This window comes from Ruegeria sp. HKCCA0235A, assembly GCF_013033235.1.
GTDB lineage: Bacteria > Pseudomonadota > Alphaproteobacteria > Rhodobacterales > Rhodobacteraceae > Ruegeria.
Genome location: NZ_WQDQ01000006.1, coordinates 103,724 through 117,889, shown reverse-complemented (window position 1 = coordinate 117,889; position 14,166 = coordinate 103,724). Strand labels below are relative to the sequence as shown.

The following is a 14,166-nucleotide window of genomic DNA, read 5'->3' as shown; positions in this document are numbered from 1 at the left end:
TTATTTTCCTTCGAGGCTCAGCGCTTCGTTAACCAGCGCTTCTTGTTGGGCTTTGTGTTGGCTGGCCAGGCCCGTCGCGGGCGAGGCCGAGGTTGCGCGACCGACATAAGCCGGACGGGTATGTTTCGCGCCGATCCGGGAAAGAACCCATTCGATATTAGGTTCAATAAAGGTCCACGCACCTTGGTTTTTGGGCTCTTCCTGACACCAGACCATTTCGGCATTCTTGAACCGTTCAAGCTCGTTGATCAGAGAATGCGCCGGGAAGGGATAGAACTGTTCGATCCGCATCAGATAAATGTCGTCGATGCCGCGAGCATCGCGTTCCTCCAGCAGGTCGAAATAGACTTTACCGGAACACATCACCACGCGTTTGATCTTGTCATCCGCCACCAGTTTGGTGTCGGAATTGCCCTTCTGGGCATCATCCCACAGTACCCTGTGGAAGCTGGATCCGGTGGTGAAATCCTCGGCGGTGCTGACTGCCAGCTTGTGGCGTAGCAGTGATTTCGGCGTCACCAGGATCAGCGGCTTGCGGAATGTCCGGTGCAGTTGGCGGCGCAGGATGTGGAAATAGTTCGCAGGCGTCGTGCAGTTCGCCACGATCCAATTGTCCTGACCGCACATTTGCAGGAACCGCTCCAGCCTTGCCGACGAATGTTCGGGGCCTTGCCCTTCGAACCCGTGCGGCAGCAGACAGACCAGGCCGGACATCCGCAGCCATTTCGATTCACCCGAACTGATGAATTGGTCGAACATGATCTGCGCGCCGTTGGCGAAGTCCCCGAACTGGGCTTCCCACAGGACCAACGCATTTGGTTCGGCCAGCGAGTATCCGTATTCGAAGCCGAGCACTGCATATTCGGACAGCATCGAGTCGATCACTTCGTAATGCGACTGACCTGCGCGAATGTTGTTCAGCGGGTAATACCGTTCTTCGGTTTCCTGATGAACGAATCCGGAATGGCGTTGGCTGAAGGTGCCGCGCGTGGCGTCCTGCCCTGCAAGGCGTACCGGGTAGCCCTCGGTCAGCAGGGATCCGAAGGCCAGCGCCTCACCAGTGGCCCAGTCAAAGCCCTTACCGGTTTCAAACATCTGTTTCTTGTGCTCAAGCAGACGACCAACCGTCTTGTGCATGGCAAATCCGCTTGGTGCGCGGGTGAGGGCATCGCCGATTTCGGCCATGGTTTCCGGCGTAATCGCCGTCTCGCCGCGCATGTATTCGTCTTTGTTCTTGTCAAGATGCGACCAGCGCCCATCCAGCCAATCGGCCTTGTTGGGTTTATAGTCCTTACCGGCCTCGAATTCGTCGTTCAGATGAGCCTGGAAGGCCGCTTTCATATCCTCGATCTCACCCTCGGGGATCAGGCCATCCTTGACGAGGCGTTCCGTGTACAAGGACAGCGTGGTCTTATGCGTCTTGATCTTCTTGTACATGATCGGGTTGGTGAACATGGGCTCGTCGCCCTCGTTGTGACCAAACCGGCGATAACAGAAGATATCCAGAACCACGTCCTTGTGGAATTTCTGGCGGAACTCGGTCGCCACCTTGGCTGCATGAACAACGGCCTCGGGGTCATCCCCGTTCACGTGGAAGATCGGCGCCTCGACCATCAGCGCGATATCCGTCGGATATGGGCTGGAGCGTGAAAAATGCGGCGCGGTGGTAAAGCCGATCTGGTTGTTCACCACGATATGCATTGTCCCACCGGTGCGATGCCCGCGCAGACCGCTCAGGCCAAAGCCTTCGGCCACGACGCCCTGACCGGCAAAGGCTGCATCGCCGTGCAGCAGAATGGCCATGACCTTGGTGCGGTCCGTGTCGCCCAACTGATCCTGCTTGGCGCGGACCTTGCCCAGAACCACAGGGTTCACCGCCTCAAGATGCGACGGGTTCGCCGTCAGCGACAGGTGCACGCTGTTGCCGTCGAACTCGCGATCGCTTGATGCACCGAGGTGGTATTTCACGTCGCCCGAACCATCCACGTCTTCGGGTTTGAAACTGCCGCCCTGGAATTCGTTGAAAATGGCGCGGTACGGTTTGCCCATCACATTGGCCAGAATGTTCAAACGGCCCCGGTGCGGCATCCCGATCACGATATCACTGAGGCCGAGCGCGCCGCCACGCTTGATGATCTGCTCCATCGCCGGAATAAGCGCCTCACCGCCATCGAGACCAAAGCGCTTGGTGCCCATGTACTTGACGTGCAGGAATTTCTCAAAGCCTTCGGCCTCGACCATCTTGTTCAGGATGGCTTTGCGGCCTTCCTTGGTGAACTGGATTTCCTTGCCATAGCCCTCAATCCGCTCTTTCAGCCATGCGGCCTCTTCCGGGTTCGAGATATGCATGTATTGCAGCGCAAAAGTACCGCAATAGGTCCGTTTAACGATCTCGACGATCTGTCGCATCGAGGCGACCTGAAGGCCCAGAACGTTGTCGATGAAGATCGGGCGATCCATGTCGGCATCGGTGAAGCCGTAGGTTTTGGGATCCAGTTCCGGATGATTGCTGGCCGCGCGCATGCCAAGGGGGTCAAGGTTGGCGGCCAGATGGCCCCGGATCCGGTAGGCCCGGATCAGCATCAGTGCCCGCAGACTGTCCAACACCGCACGCTTGATCTGGTCATCGCTGACTTCGACACCTTTGTCGGCGGCCTTTTCCTTGATCTTCTTGCCTGCGGCCTTGGCGTCAATCTCGGCCCACTCACCGGTCAGCGCACCGGTCAGATCATCGGCTGGCATCGGAGGCCAGTCCGTGCGCGCCCACGAAGGCCCTTCGGCCTCACGCTGCACATCAGGCGCGGCGTCGCCCATGGCCTTGAAGAACTCGACCCAGGCAGCGTCTACCGCACCGGGGTTCTTGGTGTACTGCGCATAAAGCTGTTCCAGGTATTCGGCGTTGTGCCCCTGCATGAAGCTCGAGGCGTGAAAGGCAGTATTGGGCGAGTGTTCGGTCATTGGGCTACCTCATGTGGGTTGGGACCGTATTGATTGGTGCCTGGCTGGCTGGGGCGGGTCAGCCACCACAGCACCAGGAGGGGCGACACCACCAGAACGATAAGTGTCGGGATGACGATCAGCAATGTTGCGCGGGTAAACAAAATGTCGAGCGTTCCGCCATGCTGAAAACTCGAGGCGATCCCGATACCAAAGATCAGGACGGCAAAGGCCCCAAGGATCAGCAGGATCGGCAGCAGAGCGTACAGCCCACTGCGCCCGGTATCGTGCATCCGCCGCCACGCAACGGCCAGATGCGGGAAGAACACGATCAGGCCGACGATGCTCTGCACCGGTTGGCTGGATGTTGCGGTGACGGCTTTGATCTCATCGCTTTCCGTGATCGCGACCTGCGTGAAGAACTGCCAGTCGATGATCCCGGCGATGATGTTCCAGATCACGATGAACAGGAAAAAGAACCAGTACTCGGGCCGCGAGGCACGACCTGAGAAGGTGAAAAACTTGGAGAAACAGGTGCGTATGGCGTCGAAGAAGGTCATGCGAAGCCCTCTTCACGCGGCACCCCAAATCGGTTTTTGTCTGGGTCGGAAGCAACCAGCATCAACCCGATAACATTGGACGCAGCCAGCGCGCTTGTCACTATCGCGATTAGGAACACTGGAACAAAAAGAAAGATGACCAGAAGAAACAGGAGAATCGGTCCGCCGATCAGCAACCCGAAGCCAAGAAAGACATGATACCCCAGCCAAACGATAAATACTGTTGCGAACGGATAGAGCGCTGGATGCCCATCTTCGCCAGTATCCTGCAGCCGTCTGCACATTGCCGAAAGCAGGGGCAAAGACGCGGCGGTGATCACCAAAAGCCTCGAGGTGCCCCAGTTTACGAGAACGCTCCAGTCAAACAGTAATGCGGCGGAGATCGGCAAAACAATTGCAATAGGGGCAAACCACCAAAACTCAGAACGCGACGCTCTGCCCGAAAAGACAAATGTCTTTCGGATGCCGGTCGATATGGCTTGCTTTGGTCCCATCGTTACTGTTCCGCCCGGAATTGCCAAAGGCAAACTTCAGGATTGATGGGCGGGCGCGTCTCGCCCACCCCCGAGCCGGGCGTTGCCCCAAAAGCATATGCCCGGTTCTTGATCACTTACCCAATCGCTTCCAGCACGGCTTCGCCCAGCTGCGCCGGGCTTTCGGCCACGACGATACCGGCCGAGCGCATGGCTTCGATCTTGTCTTCGGCGCCGCCTTTGCCACCGGCGACAATCGCGCCTGCGTGGCCCATACGGCGGCCCGGAGGGGCTGTGCGGCCTGCGATGAAACCGGCGGTCGGCTTCTTGCGGCCCTTCTTGGCCTCATCCGCCAGGAACTGCGCGGCTTCTTCCTCGGCCGAGCCACCGATCTCACCGATCATGATGATCGACTCGGTCTCGTCATCGGCCAGGAACCATTCCAGCACATCGATATGCTCGGTGCCTTTGATCGGGTCGCCGCCGATACCCACGCAGGTGGACTGGCCCAGACCCACATCGGTGGTCTGCTTGACGGCCTCATAGGTCAGGGTGCCCGAGCGGGACACAACGCCGACCGAGCCGCGCTTGTGGATATGGCCGGGCATGATGCCGATCTTGCAGGCGTCGGGTGTAATCACACCGGGGCAGTTCGGGCCGATCAGGCGGGATTTGCTGCCTTCCAGCGCGCGCTTCACCTTCATCATGTCCAGAACCGGGATGCCCTCGGTGATGCAGACGATCACTTCCATCTCGGCATCAATCGCTTCGAGGATCGAATCCGCAGCAAACGGCGGCGGCACATAGATCACGCTGGCATTGGCTTCGGTCACGTGCTTGGCCTCGTGGACCGAGTTGAACACGGGCAGGCCCAGATGCTCCATCCCGCCTTTGCCGGGGGTGACGCCGCCGACCATCTTGGTGCCATAGGCAATGGCCTGTTCGCTGTGGAATGTACCCTGCGAGCCGGTAAAGCCCTGACAGATCACTTTGGTGTTTTCGTCGATGAGGACTGCCATTTTGTCCCTTTCTCTAGGCGGTGTTGGATTGATTGGGTTCGGTCGCCGGCAGAACCTGCGGCGCATAGGTAATTTTCTCGAGCGTGGCACGTCCCAGGGCCAGGTTGGCCGCCGTGCGCAGGCCGCTGCTGATTTCAGCGATGCCACGCCTTACTTTTTGCCGGATCAGGGGCCAGCCTGTTGGCCGCGCGCGCGGCGCACCCAAATTGTATTCGCCGGGCGCTTCGTTGCCCTGTTCGACCATGGCCGGGATCACCTGATAGGTGTTGATCTGGCGCGCCGCCGGCGAGGCGGAAGGGTTGAACAACAAACCATCCAGCGTAATGTCAAAGGGTTTCTGGGCCAGGAAGTGCCGGGCCGCTTCGCGTGTCAGAGCATAAGCTGCACCACCGGGATGGCGCGAGCGCATCAGGCGCAGTTCCCGCCCCAAATGGGACAACCGCTTGCGTCCAAGTGCCACGTAAAGCTTCGTGCTGCGCCAGCGTTCGAACCGGACGATATCGGCATCTGCGGGCCACCATGAGGCATCATTCAGCCAGTCTGCCAGTTCCGGTGTCAGAAACACATCATCCTCAAGGATCAACGCCTGTTCCGCGCCCGAGGCGATCAGCGCCTCCCATGCTTTGGCATGGCTGAGGGTGCAGGCCATGTCCTTGGTATGGAAATAGCCCCACGGCCCTTCGGCCCGACAGTCGCGCAGGAAATCCTCACGGGTGGCGGCGTCGCAATCAACAGCATTGACGCGCGTCGCCGACAGGCCTGCCTTTTGCAGCTCCTGCTCCATCAAACGCGCCCGCCCTGTGGCGCGTTCCAAGCCTATGAGGAAGATTGGGATGGTCATCAGATCGATTGCTTCTTTCGGCCTTGCGCGGCAATGCTTTTCAGCTTGGTTTTAGCCGCGATGGGGCGGGCCCGAGGCCAGCCCCACTTGAACAAGCTTAACCCTTGACCGCTTTCACGATCTTTTCGGCACCGTCTTTCAGGTTGTCCGCCGCGATCACGTCGAGGCCAGAGGTGTTGATGATCTCTTTGCCTTTTTCGACATTCGTGCCTTCCAGACGCACGACCAGCGGGACTTTCAGGCCGACCTCTTTCACCGCGGCCACGACACCCTCGGCGATGACGTCACAGCGCATGATGCCGCCGAAGATGTTGACCAGAATGCCTTTGACCTGCGGGTCTGAGGTGATGATCTTGAACGCCTCAGTCACTTTCTCTTTGGTCGCACCGCCACCCACGTCGAGGAAGTTGGCAGGCTCGGCCCCATACAGCTTGATGATGTCCATCGTCGCCATCGCCAGACCGGCGCCATTGACCATGCAGCCGATCTCACCATCCAGCGCGATGTAATTCAGGTCGTATTTGCTGGCTTCCAGCTCCTTGGGGTCTTCCTCGGTCGTGTCGCGCAGCTCGGCGATGTCGGGGTGGCGGTAGACCGCGTTGCCGTCAAAGCCGACCTTCGCGTCCAGCACCTTGAGATCGCCGCTGTCGGAAACGATCAGCGGGTTGATCTCCAGCATCTCCATGTCCTTCTCGACGAAGGCTTGATAGAGCTGACCCATCAGTTTGACGCATTGCTTGACTTGCGGGCCTTCCAGACCCAGCGAGAAGGCGATGCGGCGACCGTGATACGGCATGTAACCGGTGGCCGGATCGACCGAGAAGGACAGGATTTTCTCGGGCGTTGCGGCGGCCACCTCTTCGATGTCCATACCGCCCTCGGTCGAACAGACGAAAGAAATGCGGCTGGTTTGGCGATCTACCAACAGGGCCAGGTACAGTTCCCGTTCAATGCCCGAGCCTGCTTCGATATAGATGCGGTTGACTTGCTTGCCTGCCGGACCGGTCTGATGCGTGACCAGTGTACGGCCCAGCATCTTTTTGGCTTCTTCAGCGGCTTCTTCAACCGATTTGGTCAGACGAACACCGCCTTTTTCACCGGCGTCGGCCTCTTTGAACGAACCCTTGCCGCGACCACCCGCGTGGATCTGTGCTTTGACAACCCAGAGCGGGCCGTCCAGCTCACCTGCTGCGGTTTTGGCTTCTTCGGCGCGCAACACGGCGCGACCATCGGACACCGGTGCGCCATAGCTGCGAAGGAGGGCTTTGGCCTGATATTCGTGAATGTTCATCGAAACTGTCCCGTCTGACTGCGTTTAATCGTTATAGGGGTGTCTAGCGGGCAAGTTTAAAGGGTTTTTTTAAGCTCGATAGGTTTTTAGCGAAGATTTTCAACATTTGTGATCACGGGATTTTAGGGTGTGATCACAAAATTTCTGATATGGCAAAACGATTCGAAAAAACTGCGCAGCGTCAGAAAATCACATTCGAAAAAAGGGATTTGCGGCGTTTGCGCCAACATTTGCGACCGGGACATGCGCGGACCAAAAGAAAACCGGCCCTGAAACGGGCCGGTCTGTTATTCGGAGTTCAGGGCTGTTTTACGCCAGCGAGCTGTCGATGCCCTTGCACGCGTCGATCAGACCCTTCACGGCGTTCACCGAGTTGTCGAACCCTGCCTGCTCGTCTTCGTTCAGCTTGATGTCAACGATACGCTCGACGCCGCCTGCGCCGATCACGGTCGGAACACCGACGTAGAGCCCGTCTACACCCAGTTCGCCGTTGCAGTAGGCCGCGCATGGCAGAACGCGTTTCTGGTCTTTCAGATAGGCTTCGGCCATTTCGATCGCCGATGTTGCAGGCGCGTAATAGGCCGAACCGGTTTTCAGCAGGCCAACGATTTCGGCGCCGCCGTCACGGGTACGCTGCACGATGGCGTCCAGTTTCTCTTGCGTGGTCCAGCCCATCTCGACCAGATCAGGCAGCGGAATGCCGGCAACGGTCGAGTAACGGACCGACGGTACCATGGTGTCGCCGTGGCCGCCCAGAACGAAGGCGGTGACGTCGCGCATCGAGACGTTGAACTCTTCCGACAGGAAATGTGCAAAGCGCGCCGAGTCAAGCACCCCTGCCATGCCGCAGACCTTGTTGTGCGGCAGGCCCGAGAATTCGCGCAAGGCCCAGACCATCGCGTCCAGCGGGTTGGTGATGCAGATCACGAACGCGCCGGGTGCGTGGGCTGCGATGCCTTCACCAACCGACTTCATGACTTTCAGGTTGATGCCCAGCAGATCATCGCGGCTCATGCCCGGTTTGCGGGCCACGCCTGCGGTCACGATGCACACATCCGCGCCAGCGATATCGGCATAGTCGCTGGTGCCTTTCATCGAGGCGTCGAACCCTTCCGAAGGGCCGGATTCAGCGATGTCAAGCGCCTTGCCCTGAGGCAGCCCGTCTGCGATGTCAAACAGGACAACGTCACCCAGTTCTTTGACAGCTGCGAGATGTGCGAGCGTGCCGCCGATGTTCCCCGCGCCGATCAGCGCAATCTTGGGTCTGGCCATTTGGAATTTCTCCATATCCGGTCGGTATTGAAATCGCGGTTGTGCTAGTCGTTAAAACATCAATAGGCAAGAGTTCTGCGACGTGGCATACAACCGCATACTGTTTGCAGGCCCCGCTTTGATTGCGCTAAACGGCCTTTGAGACAAGCCAAAACCGGGACTGTCACATGTTCGAATTGAACTTGATGTTTTTTGCCGTGGCGATCCCTGCCGTGATCTTTGCCGGTATTTCAAAGGGCGGTTTCGGTTCCGGCGTGGCCTTTGCCTCGTCGTCGATTCTGGCCTTGATCCTGACGCCCGGGCAGGCTTTGGCCCTGATGCTGCCGATCTTGATGGTGATCGACGTGGCCACGTTAGGTCCCTATTGGAGGCGGTGGAGCTGGCCGGATTCCCGTCTGCTGATCCTTGGCGCCGTGCCCGGTGTGGCGATGGGTGCGTGGCTTTATCGTGCAACAGATGATAATCTGTTGCGTCTGCTGATCGGTGGCATCTCGGTCGGGTTCGTAATCTGGCACATCGCGCAGTCGAAAGGGTGGGTGCGCGGGTTTGCCAGGCGACTGCCGCCGTCTTCCGGTTTATTTGCCGGGCTGGTCGCGGGTTTCACAAGCTTCGTCAGCCACGCCGGTGGCCCCCCGGCAGCGGTCTATCTTTTGTCGCAACGCCTGACGAAAACCGAATTTCAAGCCAGTACGGTACTGGTTTTCTGGGTGATCAATATCGCGAAATTCATACCTTATGCTTATCTGGGTATGTTCACATGGCAGACGTTATGGGCGGATTTGCTGCTGGCACCCTTTGCGATCCTGGGGGCATGGCTGGGCGTCCGGGCACATTTCATGTTGTCCGAACGCCTGTTCTTCGGGCTTGCCTATGTGCTGCTGACACTCACCGGCAGCAAGCTGATCTGGGACGCGCTTACCTGATCAGGCATTGGGTCGCAGCGCCTCGGCCACCTCTTCAAAAGCCTGACCAGAAGCCACAAGGCAGGTGATCCCGTTGGGCAACGTCACCGTGATCGTCCAGCTGCCGGTTTCGTTCGAGGCAAAAAGCTCCATGACGGCGCCTTTCCGGGCCAGTCCCAAACCCCTGCGCGTTTCACCATAGGCCTCGTGCAACCGTTCCAGTACAGCTTCTCTGGGCGCACAGTTTTGACTCTGAGCGTGCACATGTTGCGCGGCCAGGACCATGATCCCAAGCCCCATCGTCATCTTGAACACCGTCTTTCGCATCCCGTACCTCTTTTTGATTCCAACTGCCGATCAGGGTGGGTGGCAAGGGACGAAATCCGGTTAAGGGAACGCACGTTGCGTCGGGTTTGCTGCGGTGCGGCGATTTTGTGCTTGAACTTTCCTGCAAAAAATGTCCCATTCCGCGCAACTTTATTTCAATGGGAGTGGTCCATGGATCCTCGTCTGCGCCCCTATCGTTCGGTTCTCTACATTCCTGGTTCGAGGGACCGGGCCCTGGACAAGGCCCGTTCTTTGCCTGTGGATGCGATCATCTTCGATCTGGAAGATGCAGTTGCAGCGGACGAAAAAGAAAACGCTCGCGAAACGCTGAAAGGGGCCTTGGCCGCTGGGGGCTATGGTGCGCGGGTCAAGATCGTCCGGATCAATGGGCTGGACACCGAATGGGGGCGTGCCGATGCCGAGGCGGTGCGCGACATGGATGCCGATGTTGTCCTGTTGCCCAAGGTGAATTCGGCGGCTGACGTGGATGCTCTGGCGGCGATCACCGGAGAATTGCCGATCTGGGCCATGATGGAAACGTCGCGCGGAATGTTGAACGCTGCCGAGATCGCCGCGCATCCGCTGATGGCCGGGTTCGTGATGGGCACAAACGATCTGGCCAAAGAACTGCAAACCCGCTTTCGTCCCGATCGCCTGCCGATGATGACTTCGCTGGGTCTGTGCCTGTTGGCCGCCAAGGCCGAAGGGCTGATCATCATCGATGGCGTGTACAACGCATTCAAGGATGCCGAGGGTCTGGCCGCCGAGTGTGCGCAGGGTCGCGACATGGGCTTTGACGGCAAAACACTGATCCATCCGGCCCAGGTCGATGTGGCCAACACAGCCTTCGCACCATCAGATGACGAGATCGAGCTGGCCCGCCGCCAAATTTCGGCATTCGAAGAGACCGAAGCGCAAGGGCAGGGTGTTGCCGTCGTGGATGGCAAGATCGTTGAAAACCTGCACGTTGCAACGGCCCGTGAAATTCTGGCAAAAGCAGAGGCGATTTCAGCTTTGCAAGCGGGGTAAGCCAGCATGGGCTTTGTTCTTCTGATTTTAGGCGTGGCGCTGTGGTGGGCCGCACATCTGTTCAAACGTGTGGCGCCTGAACGCCGCGCCGCGATGGGCGACGGGGGCAAGGGGGTGGTTGCCCTGGCGCTGGTCGCGTCGATCCTGCTGATGGTGTTCGGCTATCGCATGACCGACTTCATCTATGTCTGGGCACCGCCGACCTTCCTGATTCACGTCAATAATCTGTTGGTTCTGATCGCGATTTTCATGATGAGCCCCGCGGGCACAAAAGGCCGGGTGCTGAACAAGCTTCGCCATCCGATGCTTGGTGGATTCAAGCTGTGGGCCTTTGCGCATTTGCTGGTGAACGGAGATCTGGCCTCGATCATCCTGTTCGGCGGTCTTCTGGCATGGGCCGTGGTCGAAGTTGTTGTGATCAACAAGGCCGAACCCGACTGGACGCCCGGTGAACCGGGAACCTATGGCAAGGATGCGATGTTCTTTGTGGCGTCGATCGTGCTGCTGGTGATTATCGGATATATCCACGGCCTGGTCGGTCCGTCTCCGTTTGGCTCATGAGGACCTGACCCCATGGCGAAACTCTATCGTTTGTTGACCGAAGAAGACACGTCAGCCTTCTGCCACAAGGTGTCAGATGCGCTGGCGAAGGGATGGGCGCTGTACGGCGACCCGTCCTATGCCTTTGACTCAGCCAACAATGTAATGCGGTGTGCGCAGGCTGTGACCAAAGAGGTCGAAGCCGACTATTCCCCCGACATGAAACTGGGACAGCAGTAATGGTAAAAACAAATCCGGGCCGATTTTTCGAGGATTATTCCGTAGGGCAGGTGTTGCAACACGCCGTGCCGCGCACAGTGACCGAGGGGGAACGCGGTTTGTATCACGCGCTTTATCCCGCGCGTCACGCGCTGTATTCCTCGGACGAATTTGCCCGGGATTGCGGTTTGCCGGAAAGTCCGCTTGATGATCTGGCGGCGTTTCATCTGGTTTTCGGTAAAACGGTTCCGGATGTCTCGTTGAACGCGGTTGCCAATCTTGGTTATGGCGAAGGCCGTTGGCTGAAACCCGTCTACGCCGGTGATACCCTGCGATCTGTATCCGAGGTTATTGGCGTCAAACAGAATTCCAACGGGAAAACAGGTGTCGTCTGGGTCCGCACCCGTGGATTGAACCAATTGGACGAAGTCGTCATCGAATATGTCCGTTGGGTGATGGTGCGCAAGGCAGACGTGAATGCGCCAGCGCCCGAAACGGTTGTTCCCGAATTGAAGAAGGCCTTGACGCCCCAGGATCTGATCGTGCCCGAAGGTCTGGATTTCTCGAATTACGATTTTGCGTTGGCCGGTGAAGCGCATCGTTGGGGCGATTATGAGATCGGTGAGAAAATCGACCACGTGGACGGCGTCACCGTGGAAGAGGCCGAACACATGCTGGCCACGCGATTGTGGCAGAACACCGCCAAGGTGCATTTCGACCTGACGTTCCGCCCGGAAGGCAGGTTGATCTATGGCGGGCACGTGATCTCGATGGCGCGGACATTGTCGTTCAATGGGCTTGCGAACGCGCAGATGATTGTCGGCCTGAATGGCGGCGCGCATGCCAACCCGTGTTTCGCGGGCGACACGATCAAGGCCTGGTCCGAAGTTCTGGATAAGGCGGAAACCGGTGTTCCCGGCGTGGGTGCGATCCGCCTGCGTCTGGTGGCGACAAAGGGTGGTGATCCGTTCGTGTTGAAGAATGACGAGGGGCGGTATTTGCCGGATGTGCTTCTGGACCTCGACTATTGGGCGCTCATGCCGCAATAGGCGTGCTGACGGTATTGTGAGCCATTCGCGTGCAAGCCGTGCTAGGCTTGCACCATGCATATTCTGCGCGCGATATTGACCAGCGTTTGTCTGGCGCCGGCGGCTCAGGCCTGCGATCTGGCGCTGGCCCTGGCGGTTGACGTTTCCGGCTCGGTCGACGCCAGCGAGTTTCGTATCCAGATGGACGGGCTGGCCGCTGGTCTGCGCGACCCGATCGTGTCCGAGGCATTGGTTCGTGGTCAGGCGCAGTTGATGCTGGTGCAATGGACCGGGTCGTCGCGCCAGCAGGTCACGATCCCCTGGACCCGAGTCGACAGTTTCGCGGCGCTGGATCGTTTTGCCGATCAGGTTGCCGAAGATCCACGCATCTGGCGGAACTTCTCGACCGCGATTGGCGAGGCGCTGCACACGACGCTGGACGCATTTGAGTCCGTTTCCGATTGCAAACGGCGACTGATCGATCTGTCGGGGGACGGCGTATCCAATGAAGGCGTCGAACCGACGCAAGTTCACGCGGCTTTGCGCAACCGCGGCATTGTCGTCAATGCGTTGGCCATCGAAGAAAGTGAACCGGACCTGACGGCCTATTTCTTTGAGAATGTCATCGTGGGTGAAGGCGCTTTTGTCGTTTCGGCCTCGGGCTTCGCGGACTACCCAGAGCGAATTCGCAAGAAACTGCTGCGCGAAGTGACGCAGCAAACGGCGGGCCTGAAATGACAGTCAGGAGATTCGTGATCACATGCCTTTGGTCTTGAAATCGCTAACATTGATGAAGGGGAATGTTAAATGTGATCACGACAATATTTTGTGTGATCACATACCGGAATAATCCGTCAAATTGCGCTGAATTTAGTGGTTTTTGCACCCGCAGCACGTGACAGTGTCGCAAAAAACAGTAAAACGTTCGGTAGCCAACCGAAAAGGAGCCGCCATGGCCGATGTAAATCGGGGCAACCGCCCACTTTCGCCGCACCTGTCGATCTATCGTCCACAGCTGACGTCGGTCACATCCATCCTGACACGCATCACCGGAAACGCGCTACTGCTGGCGGCGCTGCTGATCGTCTGGTGGTTTCTGGCCGCAGCAACGTCGCCCGAGGCCTTCGCCGTTGCGAACGGAGTGATTACTTCGGTGCTTGGCGATCTGGTGATGGCTCTGTCCGTTTGGGGTCTTTGGTATCACACGCTGGCCGGTGTACGGCACCTGATCTGGGACAATGCGATTGGGCTGGACCTTCCCACAGCGACAAAGCTGGGCTGGGCCGTTGTCATCGGATCGGTCGTGCTGACCCTTCTGACCCTTGTCATCGTCGCGTGATTGGAGGCCTGACATGCGTTATCTGACCGACCGCAAACGCGCCGCTGGCCTCGGCTCGGCGAAATCCGGCACCGCTCATTTCTGGGCGATGAAAGTCAGCTCGGTGGCTCTGCTGATCCTTGTGCCTTTGTTTGTTTTCACCTTCGGCCCGGTTCTGGGTCAGCCGTTTGACGTGGTGCTTGAATACTACTCGCGGCCCTTCCCGGCCATCGTGGCAGCACTGACGCTGGCGGTTGGCTTCAAACACTTCGCGGACGGTGCGCAGGTGATGCTTGAAGACTACGTTCACGGCACGCTTGAGAAGGTCCTGATCATTCTGGTGACCTGCCTGTCCTACGGTGCGGCCGCGGCCGGCATCTTCGCCATCGCGCGCATTGCCCTTTAATTCC

Annotated in this window: 16 protein-coding genes; 8 read left to right on the top strand and 8 right to left on the bottom strand. The window is 58.5% G+C overall.

What is annotated here, in order from left to right; genetic code table 11:
- From GOW56_RS12155 to mdh, 7 genes are all read right to left on the bottom strand, one after another.
- The gene (locus tag GOW56_RS12155) at positions 1 to 2,958 is read right to left on the bottom strand and encodes a 2-oxoglutarate dehydrogenase E1 component (RefSeq protein ID WP_152456825.1); all 2,958 of its coding nucleotides are present in this window, start codon (positions 2,956 to 2,958) and stop codon (positions 1 to 3) included.
- Positions 2,955 to 3,497, bottom strand: a complete 543-nt coding sequence (locus GOW56_RS12150) for a DUF805 domain-containing protein (RefSeq protein WP_171206051.1) — start codon at positions 3,495 to 3,497, stop codon at positions 2,955 to 2,957. The genes GOW56_RS12155 and GOW56_RS12150 overlap by 4 nt, the downstream gene beginning before the upstream one ends.
- Positions 3,494 to 3,991: a DUF805 domain-containing protein gene (locus tag GOW56_RS12145; protein ID WP_171206050.1), complete on the bottom strand. Its 498-nt coding sequence runs from the start codon at positions 3,989 to 3,991 to the stop codon at positions 3,494 to 3,496. Before GOW56_RS12145 ends, GOW56_RS12150 begins: the two co-directional genes overlap by 4 nt.
- Positions 3,992 to 4,107: 116 nt before the next feature.
- A complete protein-coding gene (sucD, locus tag GOW56_RS12140; RefSeq protein WP_152456828.1) occupies positions 4,108 to 4,989 on the bottom strand; it encodes a succinate--CoA ligase subunit alpha in 882 nt (293 codons plus the stop codon).
- Positions 4,990 to 5,002: 13 nt separating this feature from the next.
- Positions 5,003 to 5,830 (bottom strand): glycosyltransferase family 25 protein, encoded by an 828-nt coding sequence (locus GOW56_RS12135; protein WP_171119701.1) that lies wholly within the window; start codon positions 5,828 to 5,830, stop codon positions 5,003 to 5,005.
- A gap of 97 nt (positions 5,831 to 5,927) precedes the next feature.
- Positions 5,928 to 7,121, bottom strand: coding sequence for an ADP-forming succinate--CoA ligase subunit beta (gene sucC, locus GOW56_RS12130; protein ID WP_152456830.1), 1,194 nt, complete (start codon positions 7,119 to 7,121; stop codon positions 5,928 to 5,930).
- A 309-nt stretch (positions 7,122 to 7,430) separates the two neighbouring features.
- Positions 7,431 to 8,393, bottom strand: a complete 963-nt coding sequence (gene mdh, locus GOW56_RS12125; protein WP_171206049.1) for a malate dehydrogenase — start codon at positions 8,391 to 8,393, stop codon at positions 7,431 to 7,433.
- Between the two features lie 167 nt (positions 8,394 to 8,560).
- On the opposite strand from mdh, the gene GOW56_RS12120 reads away from it, so the two are divergent.
- A complete protein-coding gene (locus GOW56_RS12120) occupies positions 8,561 to 9,316 on the top strand; it encodes a sulfite exporter TauE/SafE family protein (protein WP_171206048.1) in 756 nt (251 codons plus the stop codon).
- Here GOW56_RS12120 and GOW56_RS12115 read toward each other — a convergent pair whose 3' ends face one another.
- Complete coding sequence (locus GOW56_RS12115; protein WP_171206047.1) at positions 9,317 to 9,622, bottom strand: hypothetical protein; 306 nt, start codon at positions 9,620 to 9,622, stop codon at positions 9,317 to 9,319.
- Positions 9,623 to 9,793: 171 nt separating this feature from the next.
- Between GOW56_RS12115 and GOW56_RS12110 the strand changes: the two genes are divergently transcribed.
- The 7 genes from GOW56_RS12110 (at position 9,794) to sdhD (ending at position 14,162) form a co-directional block, all read left to right on the top strand.
- Positions 9,794 to 10,651: a CoA ester lyase gene (locus tag GOW56_RS12110; RefSeq protein ID WP_171206046.1), complete on the top strand. Its 858-nt coding sequence runs from the start codon at positions 9,794 to 9,796 to the stop codon at positions 10,649 to 10,651.
- 6 nt (positions 10,652 to 10,657) lie between these two features.
- The gene (locus GOW56_RS12105; protein WP_171206045.1) at positions 10,658 to 11,212 is read left to right on the top strand and encodes an NnrU family protein; all 555 of its coding nucleotides are present in this window, start codon (positions 10,658 to 10,660) and stop codon (positions 11,210 to 11,212) included.
- Positions 11,213 to 11,224: 12 nt separating this feature from the next.
- On the top strand, positions 11,225 to 11,431 hold the full coding sequence (locus tag GOW56_RS12100) for a DUF1737 domain-containing protein (protein ID WP_171206044.1): 207 nt from the start codon (positions 11,225 to 11,227) through the stop codon (positions 11,429 to 11,431).
- Positions 11,431 to 12,459, top strand: a complete 1,029-nt coding sequence (locus GOW56_RS12095) for a MaoC family dehydratase (RefSeq protein WP_152456836.1) — start codon at positions 11,431 to 11,433, stop codon at positions 12,457 to 12,459. Before GOW56_RS12100 ends, GOW56_RS12095 begins: the two co-directional genes overlap by 1 nt.
- Before the next feature lie 54 nt (positions 12,460 to 12,513).
- Complete coding sequence (locus GOW56_RS12090; RefSeq protein ID WP_152456837.1) at positions 12,514 to 13,176, top strand: DUF1194 domain-containing protein; 663 nt, start codon at positions 12,514 to 12,516, stop codon at positions 13,174 to 13,176.
- Positions 13,177 to 13,390: 214 nt separating this feature from the next.
- Positions 13,391 to 13,777: a succinate dehydrogenase, cytochrome b556 subunit gene (gene sdhC / locus GOW56_RS12085; RefSeq protein WP_152456838.1), complete on the top strand. Its 387-nt coding sequence runs from the start codon at positions 13,391 to 13,393 to the stop codon at positions 13,775 to 13,777.
- A 13-nt stretch (positions 13,778 to 13,790) separates the two neighbouring features.
- Positions 13,791 to 14,162, top strand: a complete 372-nt coding sequence (sdhD, locus tag GOW56_RS12080) for a succinate dehydrogenase, hydrophobic membrane anchor protein (protein ID WP_117870336.1) — start codon at positions 13,791 to 13,793, stop codon at positions 14,160 to 14,162.
- The last annotated feature ends 4 nt before the right edge of the window (positions 14,163 to 14,166 follow it).

What these genes read in the sequence shown, in the direction of transcription:
- GOW56_RS12155 (WP_152456825.1), bottom strand. Translation starts at nt 2,958, where the DNA reads ATGACCGAACACTCGCCCAATACTGCCTTTCACGCCTCGAGCTTCATG.
- GOW56_RS12150 (WP_171206051.1), bottom strand. Translation starts at nt 3,497, where the DNA reads ATGACCTTCTTCGACGCCATACGCACCTGTTTCTCCAAGTTTTTCACC.
- GOW56_RS12145 (WP_171206050.1), bottom strand. Translation starts at nt 3,991, where the DNA reads ATGGGACCAAAGCAAGCCATATCGACCGGCATCCGAAAGACATTTGTC.
- sucD (WP_152456828.1), bottom strand. Translation starts at nt 4,989, where the DNA reads ATGGCAGTCCTCATCGACGAAAACACCAAAGTGATCTGTCAGGGCTTT.
- GOW56_RS12135 (WP_171119701.1), bottom strand. Translation starts at nt 5,830, where the DNA reads ATGACCATCCCAATCTTCCTCATAGGCTTGGAACGCGCCACAGGGCGG.
- sucC (WP_152456830.1), bottom strand. Translation starts at nt 7,121, where the DNA reads ATGAACATTCACGAATATCAGGCCAAAGCCCTCCTTCGCAGCTATGGC.
- mdh (WP_171206049.1), bottom strand. Translation starts at nt 8,393, where the DNA reads ATGGCCAGACCCAAGATTGCGCTGATCGGCGCGGGGAACATCGGCGGC.
- GOW56_RS12120 (WP_171206048.1), top strand. Translation starts at nt 8,561, where the DNA reads ATGTTCGAATTGAACTTGATGTTTTTTGCCGTGGCGATCCCTGCCGTG.
- GOW56_RS12115 (WP_171206047.1), bottom strand. Translation starts at nt 9,622, where the DNA reads ATGCGAAAGACGGTGTTCAAGATGACGATGGGGCTTGGGATCATGGTC.
- GOW56_RS12110 (WP_171206046.1), top strand. Translation starts at nt 9,794, where the DNA reads ATGGATCCTCGTCTGCGCCCCTATCGTTCGGTTCTCTACATTCCTGGT.
- GOW56_RS12105 (WP_171206045.1), top strand. Translation starts at nt 10,658, where the DNA reads ATGGGCTTTGTTCTTCTGATTTTAGGCGTGGCGCTGTGGTGGGCCGCA.
- GOW56_RS12100 (WP_171206044.1), top strand. Translation starts at nt 11,225, where the DNA reads ATGGCGAAACTCTATCGTTTGTTGACCGAAGAAGACACGTCAGCCTTC.
- GOW56_RS12095 (WP_152456836.1), top strand. Translation starts at nt 11,431, where the DNA reads ATGGTAAAAACAAATCCGGGCCGATTTTTCGAGGATTATTCCGTAGGG.
- GOW56_RS12090 (WP_152456837.1), top strand. Translation starts at nt 12,514, where the DNA reads ATGCATATTCTGCGCGCGATATTGACCAGCGTTTGTCTGGCGCCGGCG.
- sdhC (WP_152456838.1), top strand. Translation starts at nt 13,391, where the DNA reads ATGGCCGATGTAAATCGGGGCAACCGCCCACTTTCGCCGCACCTGTCG.
- sdhD (WP_117870336.1), top strand. Translation starts at nt 13,791, where the DNA reads ATGCGTTATCTGACCGACCGCAAACGCGCCGCTGGCCTCGGCTCGGCG.